Origin of the sequence: Olsenella absiana, assembly GCF_036408855.1 — a bacterium.
GTDB lineage: Bacteria > Actinomycetota > Coriobacteriia > Coriobacteriales > Atopobiaceae > Olsenella_K > Olsenella_K absiana.
In genome coordinates, this window is sequence record NZ_JAZGJQ010000012.1 from 51,441 (window position 1) to 68,364 (window position 16,924).

11 protein-coding genes and 1 tRNA gene are annotated in these 16,924 nt (G+C 64.3%); 4 read left to right on the top strand and 8 right to left on the bottom strand.

The annotated features are described in order from the left end of the window. Positions 1 to 208: 208 nt before the first annotated feature. Both VXJ25_RS08840 and VXJ25_RS08845 read right to left on the bottom strand, forming a co-directional pair. On the bottom strand, positions 209 to 1,582 hold the full coding sequence (locus VXJ25_RS08840) for an SPFH domain-containing protein (protein WP_330958851.1): 1,374 nt from the start codon (positions 1,580 to 1,582) through the stop codon (positions 209 to 211). Positions 1,583 to 1,613: 31 nt separating this feature from the next. Continuing rightward, the gene (locus VXJ25_RS08845; RefSeq protein ID WP_330958852.1) at positions 1,614 to 2,192 is read right to left on the bottom strand and encodes a hypothetical protein; all 579 of its coding nucleotides are present in this window, start codon (positions 2,190 to 2,192) and stop codon (positions 1,614 to 1,616) included. 235 nt (positions 2,193 to 2,427) lie between these two features. Here VXJ25_RS08845 and VXJ25_RS08850 point away from each other — a divergent pair, with 235 nt between their 5' ends. From VXJ25_RS08850 to VXJ25_RS08860, 3 genes are all read left to right on the top strand, one after another. Continuing rightward, on the top strand, positions 2,428 to 2,802 hold the full coding sequence (locus VXJ25_RS08850; protein WP_330958853.1) for a hypothetical protein: 375 nt from the start codon (positions 2,428 to 2,430) through the stop codon (positions 2,800 to 2,802). 196 nt (positions 2,803 to 2,998) lie between these two features. Continuing rightward, entirely contained in the window at positions 2,999 to 5,356 is a 2,358-nt protein-coding gene (locus VXJ25_RS08855; RefSeq protein ID WP_330958861.1) for a LuxR C-terminal-related transcriptional regulator, read from the top strand. 189 nt (positions 5,357 to 5,545) lie between these two features. Continuing rightward, entirely contained in the window at positions 5,546 to 6,148 is a 603-nt protein-coding gene (locus VXJ25_RS08860) for a hypothetical protein (protein WP_330958854.1), read from the top strand. Positions 6,149 to 6,398: 250 nt separating this feature from the next. Here the strand turns inward: VXJ25_RS08860 and VXJ25_RS08865 are convergent, their stop codons facing one another. Continuing rightward, positions 6,399 to 6,779 (bottom strand): Rid family detoxifying hydrolase, encoded by a 381-nt coding sequence (locus tag VXJ25_RS08865; RefSeq protein ID WP_330958855.1) that lies wholly within the window; start codon positions 6,777 to 6,779, stop codon positions 6,399 to 6,401. Positions 6,780 to 6,974: 195 nt separating this feature from the next. Beyond that, positions 6,975 to 7,538, bottom strand: coding sequence for a flavin reductase family protein (locus VXJ25_RS08870; protein WP_330958856.1), 564 nt, complete (start codon positions 7,536 to 7,538; stop codon positions 6,975 to 6,977). Between the two features lie 647 nt (positions 7,539 to 8,185). Here VXJ25_RS08870 and VXJ25_RS08875 point away from each other — a divergent pair. Further along, entirely contained in the window at positions 8,186 to 9,928 is a 1,743-nt protein-coding gene (locus VXJ25_RS08875) for an RNA-binding domain-containing protein (RefSeq protein ID WP_330958857.1), read from the top strand. A 1,092-nt stretch (positions 9,929 to 11,020) separates the two neighbouring features. Here VXJ25_RS08875 and VXJ25_RS08880 read toward each other — a convergent pair. From VXJ25_RS08880 to VXJ25_RS08895, 4 genes are all read right to left on the bottom strand, one after another. After that, entirely contained in the window at positions 11,021 to 11,305 is a 285-nt protein-coding gene (locus tag VXJ25_RS08880) for a hypothetical protein (RefSeq protein WP_330958858.1), read from the bottom strand. 230 nt (positions 11,306 to 11,535) lie between these two features. Beyond that, entirely contained in the window at positions 11,536 to 11,961 is a 426-nt protein-coding gene (locus VXJ25_RS08885) for a potassium channel family protein (RefSeq protein WP_330958859.1), read from the bottom strand. A 137-nt stretch (positions 11,962 to 12,098) separates the two neighbouring features. Further along, complete coding sequence (locus VXJ25_RS08890) at positions 12,099 to 16,220, bottom strand: hypothetical protein (RefSeq protein ID WP_330958860.1); 4,122 nt, start codon at positions 16,218 to 16,220, stop codon at positions 12,099 to 12,101. 398 nt (positions 16,221 to 16,618) lie between these two features. Then, positions 16,619 to 16,693 (bottom strand) — tRNA-Val (locus tag VXJ25_RS08895). Positions 16,694 to 16,924: the final 231 nt, after the last annotated feature.

Genomic DNA, 16,924 nt, shown 5'->3' on the forward strand with positions numbered 1-16,924 from the left:
AGTATGACTGGCAGCAGTGAGGCGAAAAATTACTTGGCGCGCCTGAAGACGGGCTGCTTAGGTGCCAAAAGCCGGGCATCATGCGGGAGCGTGATGCGGGTCTCCTCGGCGGCCCATGCGGGCACAGGAAGCACCGCCCCCCTGTGGAAGGGGCTTGGAGGGCGGTGCTATGGGTCTTTGCAACTCCGGCTACGAGGAGCTTGGCGTGCTACTCGACGTCGTTATCATCGAAGCGATCGCCGCACTCGGGGCAGAACTTGGGCGGGTGGGTCTGGTCTTCCGGCACCCACCCACACTTGTCGCAGCGATAGCGCGGTTGGGGCGCCGGCTGCGGCCTGGGCGTACCACACTCCTGGCAGAACTTGCCCTTGTTGGTCGTTCCGCATGCGGGACAGGTCCACCCGTCATCAGCAGTGGCGGCGCCCTGGTGGGCTGCAACGCCGGGCTGTGCCGCAGGCTCTGGTGAGCCGGCACCCACGGAAGCGCTCGCCACGCCACCCTGCGGATAGCCGCCGCCTGGGTAGCCGCCCTGTCCGCCCTGCGGATAGCCGCCGCCGGGGTAGCCGCCCGGGCCCATCTGGAAGAGGTTCTGGGCGTTCATGCCACCCATGCCGCCCGCCATCTGGGCCATGTTCATGCCGGCGAAGCCCACGAAGGCGCCGGCGTCGTTGCCCGCCGCCGTGCGCATAGCGTCGCCCTGGGCCGAGGCAAGGTTCGCGGCCGCCATGCGCGGGTCACGCATGACCGCAGTGCGCTGCAGGTTCTTGATGGCCTTCTCGTCCTCGGGGTCTGCCGCAATGGCGTTGACGCCGAAGGCCACGATCTGGATGCCGCGGGTCTCGCGCCACTTCTTCGAGAGGATGTCCGAAAGCGCCGCGGAGACCTCCTCGGTGTGGGCGGGCACGGCCGAGTACCGCACGCCCATCTCGGAGATGCGCGCGAACGCCGGCTGCAGTGCCGTGAGCAGCTCGCTTCTCAGCTGAGAGGCAATCTGGTCGCGCGTGTACTCGTCCTCGACGTTGCCGCATACGTTCTGGTAGAACAGCAGCGGATCGGCGAGCTTGAACGAGAACTCGCCGTTGCAGCGCACGGCAATGTCCATGTCGAGGCCGATGTTGTTGTCCACCACGCGGAAGGGCACCGGCGTTGGGGTGCCATAGCGGTTGCCCATGATCTCTTTGGTATTGAAGTAGTACACGCGCTGGTCAAGACCAGTGTCGCCACCAAAGGTGAAGCGCTTGCCGATGTTCTTGAACGTATCGACGATGCTCGAGCCGAGATTGCCCGCAAAGACGGAGGGGGCGGCCTTGGAGTCGTAGGTGAACTCGCCCGCCTCGGCGCATAAGTCCACGACCTTGCCCTGCTCGACGATGACCATGCACTGGCCGTCGTTGACTACGACGATCGAGCCGTTCGAGATGACGTTGTCGTCGCCCTTGGTGTTGGAGCTGCGGGACCCCACGCGCTTCTGACCCTTGGCGCACAGGACGTCCGCGTCGAGCGACTCGCAGTAGATCATTTCCTTCCACTGGTCGGCGAGGTTGCCCGTGAGGGCACCAAGGGCCGCCTTAATGAGTGCCATGGGAAAGCCTCCTTACTCGTGGCGCCCCGCGCTACTCCTGCAGGTCGCGCATCACGCGGGCCATGATCTTGGCCTCGTCGTTGGACATGATGAAGGGGTGGCCGCCGATGATGACCTTGCCTCCGTCGCGCTCGATCCTGCACTCGTCGTAGTCGTCCCAGTCGATGAACGCCGAGTCCCCGTCCTCGTCGACCAGGTAGACGCCAGAGACAGTCACGGCGAAGCCCACCTTGCAGCTGCCGAAGATCGTGGTGTCGACGACGCAGTAGACCTCGTCGGCGTCGTCGTCGTCGATGCCGAAGTGCTCGACGGCGGCCCTGACCTTGGAGCGGTTGTCCTCGAGGCGCTCGGCGAAGTACGCGTCGGACAGGTCGGACTCGTCCTCGACGTACTCGTCGTAGGCGTCCTGGAAGAACTGCTCGAAGTCGAAGACCTCCTCCTCGTCCTCGTCGTCGCCGTCGTCATAGTCCTCGGAGCCGGCGGCGGGGCCTGCCTCGCCGTCCTTGAGCTTGAAGACGCTGTCGCAGCTGGTGCAGCGACCATAGACGCCGTTGCCAAACGGAACGACGTCACCCATGCAGTTCGGGCACTTCATCGAGATTGCTTCCATGACCAGTCCTCTCAGGTCGAAGGCGGGTGTTCCGTGCGTCGCCGTGATTCTAGGAAGGCCGGAAGCGTCGCACCTCATACCAAAGTATGAGGGCCAGGCGCCGCAGGTCGATCGCGCGCTGCGGGCGGCACCTCATACTTTGGTATGAGGACATGCGCCGTCCCTCGCGGCAAACTGCGCTCAACCGGGCGGGGCAGGGCGCCGCCTTCGCGACCACAGTGGACAGGAGGTCCTCATGGCATTCGGATTCAAGCTCAAGACCGTCAAGACCAACGAGAGCTTCGAGAACTACCAGCAGCTCTTCGACCGTATCAAGGACGTCGACTTCACCGCAGGCAAGCCGGAGCTCGTGAAGAACGGCTTCGCCGACGTGATCGTGTTCCCGCCCCTCGACCGCCAGAACCAGATCTGGGTCATGCTCCAGGGCAAGAACAAGATCATCATCCAGAAGAACCAGGTCGTGGGCGTAGGCGACCAGGCCATCAACGCCGCGTTCGACGCCGTGACCGGTGGGCTCTTCTCCGTTGGCTCGATCATGGGCAAGAACGCCAAGAAGATCGAGAAGCTCGTCGAGGCCACGGCCTCAGAGCTCGAGGCGCTCGACCTCTAACACCGGGCCTCCGGCAGCTGCCGAAGACTAAGAATCGATATCCTTCGCTCCGTACCCGACCGACGTGGTCTATCTTTGATAGACGGCGGTCGGGTACTTGCCGTCTCGGGGAGAGGGCAGGGCGCGCGTCTCACAAGACCAGTGGCGAGTAAGTCTGCGCCACAGACTCTATAGGTGGTGTTTTACCGTGGTAAGGATGGTTGGCCTCGAGCTTGACGAGTACCTCTGGGCGCAGTGGAGCTGCACGCGCCTGGCGTTCATCTGCGCGCCTTTGGGCTTCGGCAAGACGGAGTTCGCCCGCCGCATGCTCCGCGGCCAGGACACCCTCGAGGTCGACGCCGAGAAGGACGACGTCACCGAGCGCGTGACCACCCGAGACGCCAGCAGGTACGACGCCGTCCTGCTGGACAACATTCACGACGGCCTCTCGACCGAGGCGGGGTCGAGGCTCGCGTCGGTCATCGCGCAGTGCGACGGCACGCGCTTCGTCTTCACGTCCCGCGCGCCCATGCCCGGATGGCTCACCCCGTTCTTCGCAAAGGGCGAGGTTCTCGTGGTGACCTCCGAGGACCTGTACTTCTCGGACACCGACATCGCGCACCTCCTCGCCGCGAACAACCTCGCGGCCGCGCCCGAGCTCATCGACAGGGTCGCCGCCGCGACGTCGCACTACCCCATGGCGATAGCGCTCGCCGTCGCCCACATGCTGCGCGGCGACGGCGACGCCTGGGAGAGCAGCCTCTTCGACGAGGTGATGCGCTACTTCGACGCGGAGTTCAAGCGGCGCTTCAGCCCCAGGGTGCAAGACCTCCTGATGCTCGTCCCCTTCTTCGACCGCATCGACAAGGACGTGGTCATGGGGGTGCTCGGTGAGGAGGACGGCAAGGAGCTCCTCGACGTGCTCCGGCACACCACCTGCTTCGTCACCCCCGACGGCGACGCCTGGGTGGTGAACCCGGGCGTGAGGGCGTTCTTCGAGTGGGAGCGCGCGCACAGTCACGACGACGCCTCGTACCACTCCGTCATCGACCACGCAGTCGACTACTACGTGACGCACGGGAGCTACATCAGGGCCCTCGAGCTGTGCTCGCGCACGAAGAACAACAAGCGCATGCTCGCCATCCTGGAGGAACACGCAAAGCTCAACCCCGGAAACGGCAGCTATTGTGAGCTCGAGCACTACTATCACGCCTTGCCCGAGGACATCGTGCGCACGTCCCCCAGGCTCATGCGCATCATGAGCCTCCTGGACTCCATGCTCATGGACACCATCGGCTCCGAGCGCTGGTACTCGGAGCTCGAGGACTACGCGAAGGCGCCCCAGCGCACGCGCGAGGAGCGCAAGATCGCCAACGCCAACCTCGCATACCTCGACATCGCGCTGCCCCACCGGCGGCTGGCCAGCCTCACCGACGCCGTGGCCGCGCTCGCGAAGGTCAACGCCAGCAACGACCCCGAGCTCACGCCGTCCATGACGAGCGCGATGCCCAGCATCATCAACGGCGGGCGCGACCTCAGCCCCTGGGTCCCCGCGGACGAGAGGACCTGCATCCTCGTCGGCAAGCTCGCCGGGCGGGCGCTCGGCAGGCTCGCCGTAGGCTGCACCGAGGTGGCCCTGTGCGAGAGCAGGTTCGAGAAAGGCGAGGACGTCACGCCGTACATCTCCAAGGTCAACGCCGTCCTCCCCAAGATCAGGCGCGGCGGCGACCCCTCGATCGAGTTCGCGGCCACGGGCATCGAGTGCAGGAACCTCGTCGACAAGGGCGACGCGCGCCAGGCGCTCTCCCTTCTCGACCTCCAGCGCAGGCACCTTTCGCAGACAAGCCCGCGCGAGTGCAGGCGCATCATCGCGAACCTCGATGCCATGTGCTGCCGCATCTGGCTGCGCTTGGACCAGACGGAACGCGCGCACGCATGGCTCGAGGATAACGAGCCCGACCTCTCGAAGCCCCTCGACTTCCTGAACCGCTACATCTACAAGACCGTGAGCCAGGTGCTCATCTCGGAGTGCCGCTACGACGAGGCTCTGCGCCTCATGTCCACGCTCAGCGAGTACGTGCAGTCCCGCGACATCTTCATCGACTTCATCAACTACTGCGTCCTGGCCGCCATCGCCACCTGGCGAAGCAACAAGGGCGACTGGAAGGTGTGGATGGTCCGGGCACTCAACATGGCCAAGCGCTTTGGCTACGTACGCACCATCTCGACCTACGGGGCCGCCGTGCTGCCGCTCCTCATGGAGACCCAGAGGCAGGCCGAGGAGATGGGCGCAGACCCCGGACAGGTGTCGCGCCTCATCAAGGCCGCGCGCGTGCAGGCGACGTTCTACCCCAACTTCATGGCGGGGCCCTCGGGCCCGACCGAGCCCCTCACCGACACGGAGCTCCAGGTGCTGCGCCTCATCTGCCGCGACAAGAGCAACGCGGAGATCGGCGAGATCTTGAGCATCAAGCTCCCCACGGTGAAGACGCACGTGAGCCACATCCTCGCGAAGCTCGACGTGAGCCGTCGCTCGCAGGCCGCCAGCGAAGCCCGCCGCCTTCACCTCGTGTGAGACGCGAGGCGGGGGGCCTCCCCGCGCCTCGCGTCCCCCTGCCTCTCCACCGATCTTCCACGTGGCCCACGCGTCTCATACTTTGGAATGATGTGGCCGCAGCCGCCGTTCCGTAGGATTCCTTTCAGAAGTTAGGGCACGCCAAAGGCAAGCCCAGCCGATCAGATCCCCTGAGAGAAAGGAATCACAATGCTCAACAGGAACCGCATCGTCACCGTCGGCCTCGCCCTCGCACTGGCCGTCTCCCCTGTCGCCCTCACGGCTTGCGGTGGCTCCAGCTCCTCTGACTCCGAGGGCACCGCGACCGAGGCCGCCGCGGACAACACCACGTCGAGCACGTCCACGACCACCGACGGCTCCTCCGGCAGCTCCACGAGCAGCTCCTCGAGCAGCTCCTCGAGCAGCGCCTCCAGCACCCAGAGCTACTCCATCTCCACGAGCGAGATCACCGAGGCCTACATGGGCGCCTCCGAGGCCGGCGAGACCGTCTACTACGTGGGCAACGACGACGGCTCCAAGACCGGCATCTTCTTCCTCGACGCCGACAACATGGCTAACGTGAGCTTCATGGGCCCCGCCACCGTGACGCAGCAGAACGGCGAGAACCTCGTCACCATCACCGACGAGCTCTCCGGCAACACCCTCACCTTCGGCGTCGCCAAGAACGATGACGGCACCATCACCATCGACATGGGCAACGAGCTCGGCAAGGCCATCCTCGCCCAGGCCGACATCGCAGAGACCGTCAACGCCATCAGCACCATCCAGGCCAACACCACGTCGGTCCAGTAGGCCCACGCCCCAAGCCCTTCCCCATCCCCCGGGCCTTCCCAGCCCTTGACCCCCGGACGAGCGCGGCTCGGCCGGGGGTCGCCCTTTGGGACGAGGAACGGAGGCCCTGGACGAGCAGGTCGGGGCCCAGCCGGCCTCGCACGTAGAGAAGGACGGGACCAGCCGCCAGCGGCCTCGCGCGCAGACAAGGACGGGCGCCGCCGGAGCCTGCCGGCGGCGCCCGCGCGTCGTGAGCCCGTTGGCCGGCAGGCTACACCCTTGCGACGGCCTTGATCTCCACCCTGCCGCCGCCGGGGAGCGCGGCCACCTGGAAGGCGGCGCGCGCGGGGTACGGGGCCTCGAAGAACTCGGCGTACACCTCGTTCATGGCACCGAACTCGCTGATGTCGGCGAGAAGGACGGTGGTCTCGACCACGTCGCCCATGGAGGCGCCCGCGGCCTCGAGGATGTTCCTCAGGTTGGTCAGGCTCTGGCGGGTCTGGCTCTGGATGTCCTCGCCGGCGAGCTTGCCGGTGGCGGGGTCGATGCCCAGCTGGCCCGAGACGTTGATCGAGCCGTTGGAGACGACGCCCGCGGAGTAGGGGCCGAGCGCCTTGGGAGCCTTGTCGGTGACGATGGCGGTCTTGCTCATGTGACACTCCTTCTCTTCGTGCCCGCTCTCGCGGGCGACCTATGGACGAGAGGATACCCCGCTTGGGACGCATAGTGCGAGAGGCGCCGTGCGGGAGGCGGCGTACGCGAGGCGCACGTGCCCTTCGAGCACGAGAAACCCCCATCGCCAGCGATGCCGGCGATGGGGGCGCCACAAGTGGCCTGGCGTCGGAGGCTACAGAAGCGCCTTGCCCGCGTCCCAGGCGCCGCCGACCTCATCGCCGACCACGCGGTAGACGCGCCGCGTGCTGTCGTAGACGATGGGGCGCATCTTGCCAAAGTCGACGCGGCCCTTCTCGTCGAGCACCGCCTCGTCCACGCGGGTGTTCACCACGCGTCCCACTATGCGGGCGCCGTGCTCGTCGCCCTCGATGGCCGTGACCTCGCGCTCCATGGTGAGCGGGAACTCCTCGATCACGGGCGCGTCCACGAACTCTGACTTGGTGAACGTCATGCCGGAGGCCGCCGCCTTGTCCACCTTCTTGCCGGTGGCGATGCCGAAGTAGTCGGCCTCCACCACGTGCGCCGCGTCTGCCGGCGAGACGGTGAACGCGCCCCGCCTCACGATGTTGGCCGTGGTCTTGTGGTCGCCGATGTTGAAGCAGATCTCGTGCCTGCTACACTCGCCGGCCCACGCGGCGTTCATGGCGTTGGGCGTGCCGTCCTCGCCGTAGCTCGCGATGATGAACACCGACTGCGGGAAGAGCTCGCCCTCGCTGCCAAGGTTCCTGAATGCCATGCCAACCGTCCTTTCAGGCCGCCATCAGTTGAGGTTCGTGCAGGTAGAAGCATAATCCGATTCTAGACTGGTTGCCAATACTGGCTTCGGGGATAGCGCATGGGGTTGGTTATGGAAGGCGCGAGGGGCACATGAAAAAGGCCAGAGGCCTCTGGACCCCTGGCCTTCGAATTGATGGTGGGCGTTAGAAGATTTGAACTTATGACCTCTTCCCCGTCAGGCTCGAGGCGGCTCGCTGCGCCTAGCCCTCTCGCGCATGTCCTCTATCTTATCCGCGTCGATCATTCCCCCTCTGGCCCTCCCAACGTCGCAGACCGAAGCAACGACATTGTCGGGCCGACCGCGGGTGGTCGACGCGCCCATGCTCGCACCCGAAAGTTTTCGTGCTCAGACCCGAAATCTTTCGGCGCTAAAACCCGCAGCTCCGAGGCTATCAAACACACATTGGTGAGGGCGACCCGCTGTATAGGGAGCTTGAGGCCATCTAGTTACAGTGACGAGTGTTAAGGAAAGCCCTCTTGACCGAAACGGCCGGGAGGGCTTCCATTCTATGGGACATGATGGGACAATGTCCTATCATTGTTAGGACATGTCCTAACAATGGTCTATAATGCGTCCAAGATGACCATCGCATCGAAAGGCGAAGAATGCCGAAGCGGCGAGAGATTCCGTCCAGGGAGACCATAGAGGTCGAGTTCAAAAGCGAGTGCAAGAGAGGCCCGAATGGAGCTCTAAAGCCCAGTAGGTTGCCTGACGGGGAGCTCGTGGACACGGTGGTCGCGCTCAGCAACACCAACGGCGGGGAAATATACCTCGGCGTTGAGGATGACGGCGAGCCCACGGGGGTTCACAAAGACCATCGCGACGTCACGCAGCTCGCAGCGCTCATCGCCAACAAGACGGTGCCGCCCGTTCCGGCGCGTGTCTCGACCCTCTTCCTCGCATCCGATGGATCCGTCGATGACGCCGGCAAGCAGGTGACACTCGTGGAAATCCCGAGGTCGATGGCAATCGTCTCGTCCTCCGAGGGCAAAATCATGCGCCGAAGGCTCAAAGCCGACGGCACGCCCGAGAGCGTCCCCCTCTATCCCTACGAGATCATCACCAGGCTCTCCACGCTGGGCCAACTCGACTACTCTGCATTCCCGGTGCCCGACACCACCATCGACGACTTCAGCCCGGAGGAGCTGAAGCGCCTGCGCGATATTCTGGCTCGAAACCGTAACAGCGACCAAGCGCTTTTGGAGTTACCCGACGAGGAGATCCTAAGCGCCCTCCGCATGACGACGCTCACCGACGGCAAGGTCACACCGACGGTTACGGGCATCCTACTCGCGGGCAGGGCAGAGGTCATAGCCCGCACCATACCGACCTCGGCCGCCACCTTCCAGGTGCTTGCGGGCACGGAGGTGCGCGTCAACCAGGATTTCGAGCAGCCGCTCCTCTACACCATCGAGAAGATGCGCGAGATGCTCGACCCATGGAACCCGGAGCGGGAGTTTGAGGACGGCCTCTTCAGGCAGTCGGTGCCCGAGTTCGACAGGAGAGCTTTCCGCGAGGCGCTCGTCAACGCCTTTGGACACCGCGACTATGCCGCCTTGGGGCGCGTGCGCGTGCTCATAGACGACGAGGGGCTCACCATCGCAAACCCCGGCGGGTTCATCGAAGGGGTCACCATCGAGAACCTGCTCACCGTCGAGCCCCACGGGCGAAACGAGTGCCTGATGAACGCTCTCAAGCGCATTGGCCTCGCCGAGAAGACCGGACGCGGTGTCGACCGCATCTTCGAGGGATCCCTGTACTACGGAAGGCCCCTGCCCGATTACACCGGAAGCACGTCGGCTAACGTAAGCGTCTTCATTGCGCGGAGCGCGCCAGACGAGCTGTTCATGCGGATGATCAACGAAGAGCAGCAGAAGACCGGCGAGCAGTTGTCGCTCAGGTCACTGCTCGTGCTCGACGCGCTCAAGCAGCAGAGGCGGCTTACGGTCGCAGGCCTGTCCGCGCAACTCCACATCACTGACGCGGCGGCGCGTGCGACGGTGGAGGAGCTGCTCGAGGCCGGGCTCGTCGAGGCTCGCGGGAGCTCGACCGCACGCTCGTACATGCTCAGCGGAAAGGTTTACTCACAATCGGGCAAGGAAGCCGGATACGTTCGGCAATCCGACATAGACAAGATCCGCTATCCGGAGCTCATCATGAAGCTGGCCGAGAGGCAAGGCGGGTCTGTCGCGACGCGCGACGTGGAGAATCTACTGCACCTGCACCGGAAGCAAGCATACAGGACCCTGGTCAAGCTCGTCGAGGATGGCAGTCTCGTGCTTGTTGGTCGAGGTGGAGGTGCCCACTACGAGATTACGGAAAAGGGCTGGGAGAGAATAGGACACTGATAGACATGATGGGACAATGGTCCATCATGTTAGGACATGTCCTATTCGCGTCCAATCATCGTCCTACGCTATCGTGATGTACCCTGGCGTGCTCGCCGTGTCGATGCGGAAGTACGTGTACGCCGTCTTGTTGGTGGCCCACACGGTGCCGTTTCCGCCCACAAGTGACGTGGAGCACGAGTAGAAACTCTGAGATCCCGCGAGACCGCTCAAAGGAAGCGTCCAGGTCGAGTCGGCATAAATCGTCTCCAGAGAAGAGCAGATCCTGCACGATCCACGGGTTCGCGTGTGGGGTCGGGCGTGAACGAAGCCGTGAGCACGCCCTCGCCGTCCGCGTAGTAGTGGGCATAGAACCACGTGCGGTTATCAGCGCGTTCGGGACAGTCAGCACGCCTCCCCCGCCGAGTTTGCACACGGTGACGGCGCTCGTCGTCGAGCACGTAGCCGTCCGTCCCGCCCACCAGGCGGTTGCAGCCGGTGAACTAAAGCGAGCTGAGAGCCCCGAGTTATTGAACGAGGTGTCGTAGATCGTCCCCAAAGAGGAGCAGATGAAGAACATCTGGTCGGCACTCGTCATTCCGGACAGGTTCTTGAAACCCCGCACCCCGGTGAAGTTCGAGAACGCGTTGAACCAGTAGTTGCAGTTCTGGATTCCCAATCCGGCGATGGTCGAGTCGATGTAGACCTTCTTCACCAGCTGCTTGATGGAGTCGTAGGATCTCGCGCTCGCGGAGGAATATCCCGCCGGGCCGATCTCGAAGACCTGCACGATGCGCCCGTCGGTTACGGAGGTCCGGAGGACGATGAGGGAGCACCGCGCGGCGCTGGGCTACGCGGTGTAGCGGTGGTCCAGAGGAACGTCCGGGGTCCCCAGCCTTACGCTTTTCTGGCCTGAAACTCTGATGTGTTTAGTCAAGGCCGGCTTCCGGCACCACTCTGTACGCTCCATGCGCGCCCTTACGTGTGCCACACGAAAACAGGCCAGGGGACATAGCCTCTGACCTGCGAATTTATGGTGGGCGTTGGAAGATTTGAACTTCTAACCTCTTCCGTCTGAGGATAAGCCCTGTTGGTACTCCCCGATACCTCGTGTTACCTGCTGAAACTCATGCCCTGCGGTCCCTCGGAATCCCCCTTAATCACTGACTTACGCACACTATCTGTCATACGATTCGCCCCGTCGAGCATGTCGATGAGCGCCCTCGTGTGCGTGGCGTCGGTGTACGAGTTGAGGTTCTCCTCCTCGGAGTGCCCGAAGAACTCGTGCCTGCTCTCGACGGGGACGCCCCGCTCCATCCACTCGGAGTTGAGCGTGGCACGCCACGAGTGCGTGGCCACGTCGCGCACCCTCGGTATGTTGAGCTCGTCCGCCATCATGTCGTACAGCAGCCGCAGTGTCTTGTGCGCGTAGGAGCGGTCCCACGGCCTCTCAGGGCGCAGGAGACCCGAAGACGAGCGACGTGGGCTCCGGGGGGTCCACTTCGCCTTCCAAGCGCCTTTTGAGGGCCACTTGTCGGTCATGGGGACGGTCCTTGACTTGTGCGTCTTGGAGACCTCCTCGCGCACCGTGAGGCACGTCAGGCCGTCGAGCTTTCCGACGTCGCGCGCTACCCCCGCGAGCCGCGCAGCCGGCGCACCCTGTGCGAGAGCTCGGCCAGCTCTTCCTGCGACAGCTGGTCCAGGTGCTCCAGCTTGTCCAGGTACAGGGCCAGGCTCTCGTTGCGCCGCGCCAGCATGAGCTCGTTGCAGTAGCTGACCACCGCAGCCGTGAGCACCGCCACGAACAGGATCCCCACCACGCTGAGCGCCACCACGATCATGCGGCCGACGGCGCTCGTGACGGTGATGTCCCCGTAGCCGATGGTCGTGACGGCCTGGAAGCAGCACCACAGGGCGTCGCCAAAGCCGTCCACGCCTGGGTCCACCAGCGCGAGCAGCGCGGACGCCGCGACGAACGTCGCCAGGAACCCCCACGTGGCGCGGGCAAGGCCGGTGTTGCGCAGCACGGCGCGTAGCAGCTTGTGGTTGAGCATCGAGGCCTCCGACTCGAACAAGGCCCCCGTCCGCCCAAAGGGACGGACGGGGGCCTGCGGCAGCGAGTCACCGTCTGCCGCAGCGTGGAAATCCCGGGTGCCGGGTCCTCTCACCCGACGCAGGTCCCCGCAGGTCGCTAGCCACGGTCCCCGGAACGGTGACGGAGCACCAGCGCAGCAACCAGGGACACAGCTCCGCCCAGGGCGATGAGGGCCAGCGCCCCGGTGCCCAGCGAGCCGTCGCCCGTCTGGGGCGCGCCCGATGCGGAGGCCGCCTTTGCGGAGCCTGTGGCAGCGCCCGTGTCAGCGGAAGCGCTGGTCCCGCCATCGGTCGTGGCGTCGGTCGCGGTGCCGCTGCCCGTGGCACCTCCAGTCGTAGCGTCACCGGTCGCGCTGCCGCTGTCCGTGGTGCCTCCCTCGTCCGGCTTGAGGCCGGACTCGTTCTCGGCAGCAACCGGCCGGAAGAACCGGAGCAGGCCGGCGTTCAGATAGTTGACACGCTTCCTGGTTGCCGAATACGTGCTGGCAGAATCGGCAATCGAGTAGGTGTGCGTGACATCGAGGGTGACCGTCTGGGACGAGACCACGATGTTGTTGTAGCTCACGTCGCAGCGATACACCGTGCCATCGTCCTCCGCCGTCACCTCGTCGATGGCGTAGGTGGACGTGTAGGTCTTGTCGTCCTGGGTGCTGACGGTGGGCCCGGACGAGATCTCTTGCCAGGTGGGCTTGGAGGCCTCCTTGCGATACCAGCGGAAGAGCGGCTGCTTGTCCGGATTGGCGGAGCCGGAGTCGTAGTAGCTGCCGCTCATGTCAAGCGTGAGGGACTCCCCCATCCTGCGCGTGGCCTTTCTGGTGGACGTATCGTTCGCGTCGCCTGTGTTGGCCTGGCCCTGGACGTTGATGCCGCTCACGGCCATCGCGTCGCCGGTCGGCAGCGTGGTCACGCTCACGATGGGCGAGCGCAGGCTCGCCTGCCTGCCCGTGCCGTCCACGACAAACACCGCAAAGCGGTAGCTGCTGCTGGTGGAGAGGCCACCCCAGACGTAGCTTGTGGCGGAGCCGTCCAGCGTGTAGGCATAGCTGTAGTGGTCATCATCGGTCGTGGGGTACATGGCGACCGCGTACTTGTAGCCATTCGCCTTCTGGTCGGAGGTCAGGATATCGTTCCAGGACAGGGTGACCGCATCCTTGCCCGTGGTGGCATCGTAGCTGGCACCGGTCATGGCAAAGCCGCTTACCATGGGGATTTCGGGCTGCTTCACGTTGGTGACGTCGTAGCCAACGATCCAGAACTGGTTGGTGGCGGGACGCGTGCCGTCGACGGGCATGTCGGAGGAGCTCTGGTCCACCGCAAGCCTCCAGCTGAAGCCGTAGCCCTCGGCAGCCTCGGGCAGGTTGTCCACGGTGCCCGTGAACGAGAAGCCCGTGGAGCTGGACCTCAGCGTCGTGTAGCCACCCGACAGCCCGAACACCATACCGGTAACGATCTCGTTTTCCCCAATGCCGAAGCCGGCACCTATCTGCAGAGCAACGGCACCACCCACGTCGACGGTCTTCTCGGTCTCGTTCTCGGCCGCGATGGTCTGCGTCGTGGCGACGCCCTCCTCGTTCGAGGCTATGGACCAGGCGTCCTTCCCGTCAAGCTGGTACGTGAAGGCACGCTTGGCGGTAGGCAGCAGGGTCGTCTTGGTCAGGGTGTCGACGCCGTAGCTGGCGGGGTCGCCCTGCCTGTTGTTGAGGACGTCGGAGACCTTGTAGGTGAGCGGCGTGGAGCTGTCACTGCTCACGCTGGCGTCGAGGTCGTAATTCTCGACCGCCTCGTCCCAGGTCTCCTGACTCACGACCGAGGTGACCGGCGTGAGGAACACGGGCATGACGACGTCCGTCCACTCCGGGCTGCTGGAGTCGCTGACCTCGTACCAGTAGTACATGATGGGCACGGCGTACACCACGGCCTTGTTGCCTTCGGCCGCGTGCGCGTCGTAGTCCACACCGTACGAGAGCGTCGAGGAGCTCTGGTACTCGTAGCCCGCATGGCCCGTGAGCTCCCCCTCGAGCTCCACGCGCCCAAGGAAGCCGCCCGACGCCTCGCCGAAGACGCCGGCCTCTCCCTCGATGGACCAGCCGGAGCCAGAGGCGCTGCTGGACTCGGAGCCAAACGCGGTGCCGCCGTAGCTGAGGTAGCCATAGCTGTCCTGGAGGTCCTGAAAGTACGGGGACCCCTGGAGCACCGCGAGCAGCTGCGGCGCAGTGTAGTACTCGGCCGCCGCCTTGAAGCGCACCTGCATGCCGTCGTGGTCCACGTTGGGCAGGCACAGGCTGATCCAGCATCCGTACTGCGTCGTGCCGTGGACACGGACGCTCTCGTTTATGACGCCCTCCTCACCGGTGGTGTAGCCCCGGAGCTTGCCGTCAGACCACTTGGCAGAGAAGTGCGAGACGTCCATCCAGTAGTAGTCGTCATCCTTGCCGAGGTCCTCGTCGCGGTGGACGCCCGTGACGGCGAGGAAGCTCTCCTCGTACTGGCTGGAGCCCGACACGGCGCCCACGCGCACGTCGCCGATCCAGACCTGCTCCTTGCCCTTTGTGTAACGGTTCGAGTTCACCTGGTCAGAGGTGAGGCTGATGCTGCCGAGAGTGTCGAGGCTCACCCCAGCGGAGAGACTGAACGAGTAGATGTCTCCGCCCATGAGAACGTCGTCGTTCTCGGCGGCACCCTGGTTGAGGCCGTTCAAGCGTGCGGCGCCCAGGGCGAAGGGTGCCAGGGTCGGACGGTATCGGCCGCCCTGGTTCGCGTCCTTGCAGGCGGTCTCGGTGATGTGCGCAGCGTCCTTGCCGAGGGCCTTGCGGATGTAGTCGGAGACGACGAAATCGTCCTGGGATGTGTCATAGTACACGTAGCGGTAGCCGAAGTTGGCATACTCCGCGTTTGAGCTGCCACCGCAGTCCCAGCCGGCAATGATGAGGGCCGTGGCCGTGTCGGTGTCGCTCGTCCTGAAGGTTCCGAAGGTGCAGTTGGCAGAGACCATGGCGGAGGCTGCCCCGACGGTCGTGCTCAGGGGGATATAGTCGTCGCCCAAGCCGTCGTTTACGACGGCGGAGAGTCGCTTTGCGGTGTCATCCCAGGTGTAGATGTAGCAGCGGGCTGCGTCGGTCGGGTTGTCGTGGTTCGTGGGCGCGGAGACGGTGATGGCAAGCTCTTCTCCGCCGCGGCGGTCGAGGTCGCCGCCGGCAAGGGTGACCACCGGGGCCTTCATGAGCTGCATTCGAGCGGTGGGGTCATCCTTGCTGTTGCGAATCTGGTTAAGCTCATCATCTGTGACGTAGTAGGACGCCTGGCCGCAGTCCACCCACTCCTGGGTGTGGCTCCAGGAGCTGTCGGACTGCAGGTCCCACATGTCGACGCAGGCCAGGCGCTCGCCGTTCTCGTCCTTGTAGCAGCCCGTGTAGCAGAAGACCTCGTCCACGCCGTCTGCGTCCACGTCCGCGGCGGCCACTTCGAAGTAGGCGTCGTACTCCTGCAGGTAGCCGGCCCGGAGGTACGCCAGCTCGCCAGTGTAATCATTCACCTGGATCTGGCTGTCATTGACCGTGGGGCTGAGGCTCGCGACTTCCGTGCGGTTCCCCTTTGCGTCAAGCGAGAATACCTTTACCGCAAAGGCGCCGCTCAGCTGCCGGTTGCCGACCATGGTGTAGTACTGGCTCCCATAGGCGCGCAGCTCGACGACGTGGTCCTTGTAGCCGCTGCCGAGGTCTGCCGAGACGCTGGTGGCATACTTGCCGCTGAATCCGTTGTTGGTAGACCCCTTGATGACGTCATTCTCGTTGTCGCTGAGCGGCGAGTAGTAGCTAACGCCCTTTTGAACCATATCCACGGCTATCCCTGAATCGCCGCTCGTACCGTAGAGCTCGTTGATAGGCCAGAACAGATAAGCTCCGCCCATCCCTCCGTAGTCGTCAGAGATCGTGGTGTAGCCAATCAAACCTTCCGCGTACGTATTGGCATCGTAGAGCTGGTTGAGCTTCCCCCGCAGCGTGTATACGTTGTTTCTGGCGCCGTTGGCTGCCATGTAGACCTCGTCGTCGCTCAGCAGGGTGGTGCTCACGTTCTCGTCGTTGCCATAGGGGGCATAGGTGCCGGCGTCACCGGTATCGTCCGAGACGGTGAGGCCAAGGGCGGAGTACGCATCGGTGCTCAGCTGGCTGCCCTCCGAGTAGGGTCCGGGGCTCAGCTCGTCGTTTGCCAGCGCCGTCATGGGCAGGGCGGCAAATGCGAGCACCGCCGCGACCGCACCGGATACGACGGGCAGCCACCGCGTGCGTGTGGGGCGCGTTGTCATGGTCGCTCCAATCCTAGAAAGTCCACCTGCTCGGCTGATTCTGCCTGCAGGCTATAGGCGTTCAGCTTCTAGGTGATTTTCGACGGCATGAAAGCAACGCGCGTCATCCCAAAGTATGAGGGCACAGCAACATGGGACGGCTGCAGCAGGCAGGCGGAGGGACCGGACACAACCGGAAGAGCGCCGTGGATACGCGCGACACATCAGGGGTCCCGGACGATTCAAAGCGCGGGACGATTCGTACCAGGTTCGTTCCACCCGGACGATAGATACGAAAACAGGCCAGAGGAAATACCCTCTGGCCTGCGAATTTATGGTGGGCGTTAGAAGATTTGAACTTCTGACCTCTTCCGTGTCAGGGAAGCGCTCTCCCCCTGAGCTAAACGCCCGATTATGTGCGTCGCCTGCGCAACGCCTGAACCACTATACGGGAGCTCGCCGACAAAAGCAACGAGAAACCTGGCTGAATGCCACCCTCCCAGCTTCTCCACATTCGGCGGTGGATTGAATTTGTAAGCGCAACACTGCATTCCGAAGCGCAACGTTTGCATCAAGTCCTGCAGAATGCGGCGGAAGCGTTGCGGCAAGGCGTGCAATTCGGCCTTCCGGAGGGCCCTGGG